Source organism: Bacillus sp. TL12 (genome assembly GCF_022625245.1).
In the GTDB taxonomy this organism is placed as follows: Bacteria; Bacillota; Bacilli; order Bacillales; family Bacillaceae_G; genus Bacillus_A.
The window spans coordinates 1-320 of record NZ_JAJJBY010000238.1 but is presented as its reverse complement, the minus strand read 5'-3'; the positions used below and the strand labels follow the sequence as shown (position 1 = coordinate 320).

Genomic DNA, 320 nt, shown 5'->3' with positions numbered 1-320 from the left:
AGATCATCAAGCTGCCTATTCCTTCATGAAAAGATTAGTAAAACATTTTGGAGAACCAACAGTTCTCACTACAGACAAAGCGCCAGCATTACTTTGCGCATTTAACAAATTAAGAAGACAAGGATTGTATCAAACTACAATCCATTATACAATCAAACATTTAAACAATCTTATTGAACAGGATCATAGGCATGTAAAGAGGCGTTTTGCCAAATCCGCAGGATTTCAAAATCTTCGCCATGCTTCACGTACGATAAAGGGTATTGAGACCGTTCATGCCCTATATAAACAAAGGCGAAGTCTTCAAATGAAGTGACCCC

At 37.8% G+C, this 320-nt stretch carries 1 protein-coding gene; it reads left to right on the top strand.

Annotated features, from left to right (window positions below; translation table 11 throughout):
- On the top strand, positions 1-316 hold a 316-nt coding region (locus LOK41_RS28745; RefSeq protein WP_241819474.1), incomplete at its 5' end, for a DDE-type integrase/transposase/recombinase.
- Between the last annotated feature and the right edge of the window lie 4 nt (positions 317-320).